General features: G+C 66.5%; 3 protein-coding genes. All 3 read right to left on the reverse strand.

Features of this window, described 5'->3' with window-relative positions:
- Positions 1 to 28 precede the first annotated feature (28 nt).
- Entirely contained in the window at positions 29 to 979 is a 951-nt protein-coding gene (locus H926_RS0104000; RefSeq protein WP_022675166.1) for a mechanosensitive ion channel family protein, read from the reverse strand.
- On the reverse strand, positions 976 to 2208 hold the full coding sequence (gene metC / locus H926_RS0104005) for a cystathionine beta-lyase (protein WP_022675167.1): 1233 nt from the start codon (positions 2206 to 2208) through the stop codon (positions 976 to 978). Before metC ends, H926_RS0104000 begins: the two co-directional genes overlap by 4 nt.
- Positions 2209 to 2303: 95 nt before the next feature.
- The gene (gene sseA, locus H926_RS0104010; protein WP_022675168.1) at positions 2304 to 3161 is read right to left on the reverse strand and encodes a 3-mercaptopyruvate sulfurtransferase; all 858 of its coding nucleotides are present in this window, start codon (positions 3159 to 3161) and stop codon (positions 2304 to 2306) included.
- Positions 3162 to 3471: the final 310 nt, after the last annotated feature.

A 3471-nucleotide genomic window follows, 5' to 3' on the forward strand; every position in this document is an offset into this window, starting at 1 on the left:
CAAGTGGCCGCGCCGCAGCGGCGGGGCATCACTGCGGGCGGTGCGGCACGTCTGGCTCTGACGCCGCCCCGGCGCCCAGCACCGCGCGCAGGCCGGCGGTATCGCGCAGGCGCACCTCCTGCTGCGGATAGGGCACTTCCACCCCGTGTTCCTGAAACAGCTGCCACAACGCGCGCAGCACCTGGCTGCGCACGTTGCCGGTGCCATCCTGCGGATCTTCGATCGTCACATAGATCGCCATGTCGATGCCGCTGGCACCCAGCGCGGTCATCGCCACCGATGGCCCCGGATCGCTCAGCACGCGCGGCGCGGCGCGGGCGGCCTGCAACATCAGCTTTTCCGCCATGTCGATATCGGTGCCATAGGCCACGCTGACCGGGATGGTCAGCACGATCTGGGTGTTGGAATAGGACCAGTTTTCGACCTGGGTGGTCATGAGGATTTCGTTGGGAATCAGGTATTCGCGGTTGTCACGCGTGGCCACCGACACGGCGCGGATGCCGATCTTGCGCACCTGGCCCACGGTGCTGCCCTTGCCATCGTTGATCGCGATGACGTCTCCGGGCTTGATCGACCGATCCATCAGCAGGATTAGCCCGGCAATCAGGTTGCCGAAGGTCTTCTGCAGGCCAAAGCCGATGGCCAGGCCAAAGGCACCGGAAAATACCGTCAGCGCGGTGAAATTGATCCCCAAAAGGTCAATGCCCATGAAGAACGCCAGCGCCCAGACCATGAGCGAGACGATCTTTTCGCCCAAGACCTGCTGCACCGGATCGAGACTGGTGGCGCGGGCAAAGAAATAGCGCGCCAGCCGGCTGCCCAGCCGGGCCAGCATGAACATGGCAAAGACCACCAGCACCATCTTGCCGGCGTTGAACACCGAGATGTGGTAGTGCCCCACGTCAAACCCGAGATCGTCGAGCGACTGGAGGAAATCGCCGACCTGGCGGTGCGTCTTGTGGCTGACCCAGCTGCTCATCGTGCCGCCGCCCAGGCAGCCAGCGCCTGTTCCAGATCGGCAATCAGATCGTCGGCATCTTCCAGGCCGATGGCCAGGCGCACGGCAAAGCGATCGGCCGCGTCCATGTCGGGCCGGGGCCAGGGGCTGGCGGTGCGGATCGCGGCGGGATCGACGGGCGTGGCCAGGCTTTCAAAACCGCCAAAGCTGTAGCCGATGCCGAACAGAGCCAGCGCATCGATCAAGGCATCGCGTGCCTTGGCCGTGCCGCCCTTGAGCACGAAGCTGAACAGCCCGCAGCCGCCGGTGAAATCGCGGCACCAGTGATCGTGGCCGGGCGATCCCGGCAGCATCGGGCACAGCACGCGCGCCACTTCGGGCCGGGTGTCGAGCCATTGCGCCACGCGCAGCGCGGCAGCGGTCGCGGCATCGAGGCGCAGCGCCATGGTGCGCAGGCCGCGCAGCATGATCGCGGCATCGTCTGGCGAAACGACCAGGCCCAGGTTCTGGCAGCGCAGGCGCAGCTTGCCATACCAGTGCGCGCCAGCCGTGGCGCTGCCCATCACCACGTCGGAATGGCCGCTGACATGCTTGGTCAGCGACATGATGCTGATGTCCGCGCCATGGGCCAAGGGCGCAAAGCCAAGCGGTGAAGCCCAGGTATTGTCCACCAGTACGGCCAGACCGTGTGCCTTGGCCGCGCCGATCAGCGCGGGCATGTCGGGCACTTCCATGGTCAGGCTGCCCGGCGCTTCCAGCAGCACGGCCTTGGCGCCGGGGCACAGCGCGGCAAAGGCGGCAGTGTCCATAGGATCGAACCAGATCGTCTTCACGCCGAAATCGGCCAGCAGGCCGCGCGCCATGGCGCGGCTGGGCTCATAGGCATTGTCGGTCAGCAGCAGCGTATCGCCGGGCCGCAGCACGGTGAGCAGCGCGCCGCAGATCGCGCTGACGCCAGAGGGATAGAGCACGGCGCCGCCCCCCTCGGCGCCTGGTTCCAGCCCGGTCAATGCCTCGGCCAGGGCCCATTGCGTGGGCGCACCGCGCCGGCCGTAATAGAAATGCCCATCGGCGTTGCCGGGGTGGCTGCGCAGGGCAGCCATATCGGGATAGAGGTGCGTGCTGGCGCGCCACACCGGCGGGTTGACGACCGCGCCGGGCTGGCCGGGCGTGCCGGTCCATTCCGGCCGGCGCCCGGCGGCAACGATGCGGGTGGCGGTCTTGAGCGGCTTGTCGGAAGGGGCAGTCATGCCCGCGTGCAAAGCACAGATGCGCCCATTCCGAAAGCCTGCAAACAGATGCGCCGCGCCCGGCAGATCAATGCAACGCGATCAATCTACGCCGGTCAATCTACCAGGCAGGTGGCCGGGCCGGTTTCCTTGGGTGTGGCGGGATCGGCGCCCCATTCGCTCCAGCTGCCATCATATAGCGCCACGTCGGTCTTGCCGAGCAGGTGCAGGGCAAAGATCACGACATTGGCCGTCATCCCCGAACCGCAGCTGGCGATGACCGGGCGATCGAGATCGACTCCGGCGTCGGCAAAGGCGGCGCGCAGGCCATCGGGCTTTTTCCAGGTGCCATCAGCAGCGAACAGGCTGGCATAGGGCACGTTGCGCGCGCCGGGAATGTGGCCGCTGGCCAGCGCCGGGTTGGTTTCCTTGACATCGCCGGTAAAGCGGCCGGCGCCGCGCGCATCGACCAGCTGTTCGGCATGGCTGGACAGGTTGTCGAGCACTTGCGCCTTGGAACGCAGCGCGCTCAGGTCGCTCCACGCGGTGAAATGGCGGTGACGCAGGGTTTCGCGCCCTTGCGCGCAGGGGCGCCCTTCGGCCTTCCACTTGGCGATCCCGCCATCGAGCAGCGCCACGTTCTGCGCGCCGAACAGTGTCAGCAGAAACCAGGCGCGGGTGGACGATTTAATCGGGCTGTCATCGTAAAGCACGATGCGGCTGCCATCGCCCAGGCCCAGGCTTTGCATGCGGCTGGCGAATTTTTCCGCCGGGGGCAGCGTGTTGGGCAGGCCGGTGGCGTTGTCCACCAAGTTGCCCAGATCCATGAAGACAGTGCCAGGAATGTGGCACGCCTCATACTCCAGCGCGGCATCGCGCTTGTGTTCGGGCAAAAAGCAACTGGCATCGACGATGCGCAGATCGCTCGCACCCATCTCGTTGGCGAGCCATTGGGTGGAGACCAGCGGTTCCATGAATTTCTCCTGCCTGCGTGCGACCCGTCTGGCGCGGGTTGATTTTGGACGCTGAACTTAATCCTGCGGGGCGATGGCGTCGATTGCAAAAATAGCCAATCGACGCCCCGTTTCGTTTCACTTTTCGCCGCAGCCTCTCACAGCGCAGGCAGGGGCATGGGCCGCTGATCGAGCGTTTCGAATACGCGTGGCCCCTGATCGAGGCGAAAGGGTTGCAGCCGCGCGGCCGGATCGCCCGGCGCGGCCGGCTGGCCGACCAGGAACGCGGCATGGGCATGGGCCGCGCCGCCATCGTCCTCGCGCGTGGCCC

Origin of the sequence: Novosphingobium sp. B-7, assembly GCF_000410615.1 — a bacterium.
In the GTDB taxonomy this organism is placed as follows: Bacteria; Pseudomonadota; Alphaproteobacteria; order Sphingomonadales; family Sphingomonadaceae; genus Novosphingobium; species Novosphingobium capsulatum.

Excerpts from the sequence above, each read along its gene's own strand:
- metC (WP_022675167.1), bottom strand. The coding sequence starts at position 2,208 with ATGACTGCCCCTTCCGACAAGCCGCTCAAGACCGCCACCCGCATCGTT.
- H926_RS0104000 (WP_022675166.1), bottom strand. The coding sequence starts at position 979 with ATGAGCAGCTGGGTCAGCCACAAGACGCACCGCCAGGTCGGCGATTTC.
- sseA (WP_022675168.1), bottom strand. The coding sequence starts at position 3,161 with ATGGAACCGCTGGTCTCCACCCAATGGCTCGCCAACGAGATGGGTGCG.